3 protein-coding genes and 1 pseudogene are annotated in these 4,496 nt (G+C 67.5%); all 4 read right to left on the reverse strand.

Annotation, left to right across the window (positions count from 1 at the left end):
* Nucleotides 1-1,327, reverse strand: a 1,327-nt coding sequence (gene glyA, locus AC1D1S_RS19510; RefSeq protein ID WP_476995254.1) for a serine hydroxymethyltransferase, incomplete at its 3' end; no start/stop codon positions are given.
* Nucleotides 1,324-1,707: a glycine cleavage system protein GcvH gene (gene gcvH / locus AC1D1S_RS19515; protein WP_476995255.1), complete on the reverse strand. Its 384-nt coding sequence runs from the start codon at nt 1,705-1,707 to the stop codon at nt 1,324-1,326. The genes gcvH and glyA, both read right to left, overlap by 4 nt.
* Before the next feature lie 606 nt (nt 1,708-2,313).
* The gene (gcvT, locus tag AC1D1S_RS19520; RefSeq protein WP_476995256.1) at nt 2,314-3,462 is read right to left on the reverse strand and encodes a glycine cleavage system aminomethyltransferase GcvT; all 1,149 of its coding nucleotides are present in this window, start codon (nt 3,460-3,462) and stop codon (nt 2,314-2,316) included.
* 12 nt (nt 3,463-3,474) lie between these two features.
* Nucleotides 3,475-4,496 (reverse strand): annotated as a pseudogene (locus tag AC1D1S_RS19525) (glycine dehydrogenase (aminomethyl-transferring)); the annotation flags it as partial.

Here is a 4,496-nt window from a genome sequence, read left to right on the forward strand (position 1 = left end):
GGGTAGAGCGGGGGTAGAGCGGGTGGGCGGCGGCGAGGGCCTGAACCCGGGTGCGCAGACCGGAGAGGTCCGCGCCGGCGTCGGCGATCAAAGCCTCAGCGATGATATCGGCAACCTCGGCGAAGGCCGGCTCGCCAAAACCGCGGGTCGCCAGCGCCGGGGTGCCGATCCGCAGCCCGGAGGTGACCATCGGCGGGCGCGGATCGAACGGGACGGCGTTGCGGTTGACGGTGATGTCGATTTCCGCGAGCCGGTCCTCGGCCTGCTGACCGTTGAGCTCGCAGTCGCGCAGGTCCACGAGGACCAGGTGCACGTCGGTGCCGCCGGAGATCACGTTGATCCCCTGCGCGGTCACGTCGTCCTGGACCAGCCGCTCGGCAAGGATCCGGGCACCGGCCAGCACACGCTCCTGGCGTTCCCTGAACTCTTCGGACGCGGCGATCTTGAAGGCCACGGCCTTGCCGGCGATGACGTGCTCCAGCGGGCCGCCCTGCTGCCCGGGGAACACCGCCGAGTTGATCTTCTTGGCGATCTCGGCGTCGTTGGAGAGGATGATGCCGCCGCGCGGACCCGCGAGGGTCTTGTGCGTCGTGGAGGTCGTGACGTGCGCGTGCGGGACCGGGGACGGGTGCAGCCCGGCCGCGACGAGCCCGGCGAAGTGCGCCATGTCCACCATCAGATACGCGCCCACCGAGTCCGCGATCCGGCGGAACTCGGCGAAGTCCAGCCGGCGGGCGTACGCGGACCAGCCGGCCACGATCAGCGCCGGCTTGTGCTCCTGGGCCAGGCGCTCGACCTCGGCCATGTCGATCCGGTGGTCCTCCTCACGGACCTGGTACGGGACGACGTTGTACAGCCGGCCGGAGAAGTTGATCCGCATGCCGTGGGTCAGGTGCCCGCCGTGCGCCAGGTTCAGCCCCATGATGGTGTCCCCGGGCCGGATCAGGGCGTGCATCACCGAAGCGTTCGCCTGCGCACCCGAGTGCGGCTGCACGTTCGCGTACCCGGCRCCGAACAGGGCCTTGACCCGGTCGATCGCGAGCTGCTCGACCACGTCAACATGCTCGCAGCCGCCGTAGTAACGCTTGCCCGGGTAGCCCTCGGCGTACTTGTTCGTCAGCACCGAACCCTGCGCCTGCATCACAGCCCTCGCGGTGTGGTTCTCCGAGGCGATCATCTCCAAACCGTCACGCTGCCGGCTGAGTTCGGCGTCGATCTTCGCGGCGATCTCCGGATCCAGCACGGACAGGTCCGCGTCCAGACTCCGGGAAACGACCTGCTCAAACGCCAGCGTCTGTGTGCCCGCGGCCGCCGTTGCGCCGCTCACAGTTCGCCGCCGTTCTTGGACGCGTACTCCTGCGCCGAGAGCAGCGGGCCTTCTTCAGCGACCGCCACCTTGAAGAGCCAGCCGGCGCCGTACGGGTCGCTGTTGATCAGCGCGGGGTCATCGACGACGGCAGGGTTGGTTTCGGTGACCTCGCCCGTGACGGGGGCGTACAGGTCCGAGACGGACTTGGTCGATTCGACTTCGCCGCAGGTCTCCCCCGCGGTCACCGTGGCGCCGATCTCGGGCAGGTCCACGTAGACGATGTCGCCCAGCGCGTCGGTGGCGACGGCCGAGATGCCGATGGACACAACGTTCCCGGCCTCCCGCGCAACCCACTCGTGCTCGTCGGAGTACTGCAGTTCAGGGGCAACTTTTGCCATGTGTTTTTCCTAAGTCTTGGAGTGGTCGTTGGTGCTAAATCAATTGTGGCCGGGTTATGCGGCCGGAAACCGAATTCCTCCGCGTGCTCGGTCGCGAAGGCGCCCGCTGGGCGGACGCGACGCTCCCTTAGACGCACGCTTCCGGAATTCGCTCCCCTGCCGCTATCAAAAAAATTCAGTTTTCGGGGCCAACAGTTTTCGGGGCCAGCCGTTTTCCCGGAAGAAACAGCGGCCTTTCGATATCTTCCAGAGCCGGGCTACTTCTTGGCTTCAAGGGTGTCATCAAGCTCAACCCCCAATGATCGAGCTTGGAACAACCCAGAGCCGCGGTAGGCGGCACCTCCCCCAGCACTTTTGGCTTTCGAAGGCGCCGGTTCCCGATGGTCCGGATGTGGCGTGATGTCTCGAAGGTGACGTACCCCCGAGGGGCTGGCCGGGCTGGGTTTTCGGAAGCGTGCGTCTAAGCGAGCGACCGCCGTCAGGGTTCCCTAACCGAGCTTGCGAGGTTAGGGGGACGGCGGGTCAAGCGAGCGAGCACGCGTGAAAACTCAGTCGGACAGCCCCGGTGCCGGCCACAAGACAGACACCGGGACAGGCCGCGGCAGACTACTTTTGGCGCTTGTAGAAAGGCAGTGCGACAACTTCGAAGGGTTCGGCCTTGCCGCGGAGGTCGATGTCCAGTGCCGTGCCGGGCTCGGTGAATTCGACGTCCACATAGGCCATCGCGACCGGGTAGCCGAGGCTCGGGCTGGGCTGGCCGGAGGTGACTTCGCCGACGACGTTGCCGTCCTTGAGGACCGGGTAGTGGCCGCGCCCGGCCCGGCGCCCGAGGCCCTTGAGCCCGACGAGCCTGCGGCCCGTCGTGGCGCCGGCGCCGGTTTCCTTCTTGGCGGCCAAGGCGGCCTTGCCGATAAAGTCGCCTTCCTTGGACAGGGCGACGACGGGGCCCAGGCCGGCGGCGAACGGATCGCCTTCGAGGGAGAGTTCGTTGCCGTAAAGCGGCATGCCGGCCTCGAGACGGAGCGAATCGCGGGACGCGAGCCCGGCGGGGGTCAGCTCGCCGTCCTCGGCGATGGCGACGAGCGCCTGCCAAAGGGCGGCGGCGTCGTCGTTCGCGACGAAGATCTCGAAGCCGTCTTCACCGGTGTAGCCCGTGCGGGCCAGCAGGAGGTCCTGGCTGGCGCCGCCGAACATGAACGGGACGTCCACGGCGGCGTAGTACTTCAGGCCGGTGACGAGCTCGTGCTGCRCAGCGGGGACAAGGCGCAGCAGGATCTCCTGGGCCTTGGGTCCCTGCACGGCGATCAGCGAGATCTCGGCGGACGCGTCACGGACGGTGACGTCGAACCCGCCGTCCTTTCCGGAACCGGCCCGTTCAGCGAGGGCCTCGGCGACTACCTTGGCGTTGCCGGCGTTGGGGACCACGAGGAACTTCTGGTCGCCGCGGCGGTAGGTGATGAGGTCGTCGATGATGCCGCCGTCCTCGTTGCAGATCAGCGAGTACTTGGCCTTGCCAATGGCCATCGCGGAGATCTTGCCGACGAGGGCGTAGTCCAGGAAGGCTGCGGCGTCGGGGCCGGTGACCCAGACTTCGCCCATGTGGGAGAGGTCGAACAGTCCCGCGGACTTGCGAACGGCATGGTGTTCGGCAAGTTCGGAGCTGTACTTCAGCGGCATCTGCCAGCCGCCGAAGTCCGTGAAGGAGGCGCCGAGCTTCTTGTGCTCTTCGTAAAGTGCCGTGTAATTCTCAGTCATCGTTGGCTGTCCTTAGTTGGCGGAATCGGAGTTGGCGGAATCATCGGAGTGGTCTTCGAAGGCTTCGAGGGGAGGGCAGGAGCAGATCAGGTTGCGGTCCCCGGCTGCTCCGTCGATCCGGCCGACGGGCGGGAAGTACTTGTCCTGCTTGAGCGTGTGGACCGGGAAGACGGCCTGTTCGCGCGGGTACGCGCGGGTCCAGTCGGTGCTGATCACGGCAGCGGCGGTGTGGGGTGCGTTGCGCAGCGGGCTGTGCTCCACGGTGAATTCGCCGTTGGCCACCTGGTCGATCTCGGCGCGGATGGCGACCATGGCCGTGATGAAGCGGTCGATCTCGCCCAGGTCCTCGGATTCGGTGGGCTCCACCATCAGGGTGCCGGCCACCGGGAACGCCAGGGTGGGGGCGTGGAAGCCGTAGTCGATCAGGCGCTTGGCCACGTCCTCGGCGGTCACTCCGGTCTTGGCCGTGAGTTCGCGCAGGTCCAGGATGCATTCGTGGGCCACCAGGCCGCCTTCGCCGGTGTAGAGCACCGGGAAGGAGTCGTTGAGGCGGGCCGCGATGTAGTTCGCCGCGAGCAGCGCGGACTTGGTCGCCTCGGTGAGGCCCCGGCCGCCCATGAGCTTCACGTAGGCCCAGGAGATCGGCAGCACACCTGCCGAGCCGTAGCGGGAGGCGGAGATCGGGGTGCCGTCGGCGCCGTTGGCGGGGTCAGCCGCGTTGCCGGGCATGAACGGTGCCAGGTGGGCCTTGGCCGCGACCGGGCCGACGCCGGGGCCGCCGCCGCCGTGCGGGATGCAGAAGGTCTTGTGCAGGTTCAGGTGCGAGACGTCGCCGCCGAATATGCCGGGCTGGGCCAGACCGACCAGGGCMTTGAGGTTGGCGCCGTCGATGTAGACCTGGCCGCCGGCGGCGTGGATCGCGTCGCAGACCTCGCGGACATCGGCGTCGTACACCCCGTGCGTGGACGGGTAGGTGATCATGATGCAGGACAGCGCGTCCTTGTGCAGCTCGATCTTGGCGGTCAGGTCCGCGT

Source organism: Arthrobacter sp. P1_A5 (assembly GCF_056406825.1).

Excerpts from the sequence above, each read along its gene's own strand:
- gcvH (WP_476995255.1), bottom strand. The coding sequence starts at position 1,707 with ATGGCAAAAGTTGCCCCTGAACTGCAGTACTCCGACGAGCACGAGTGG.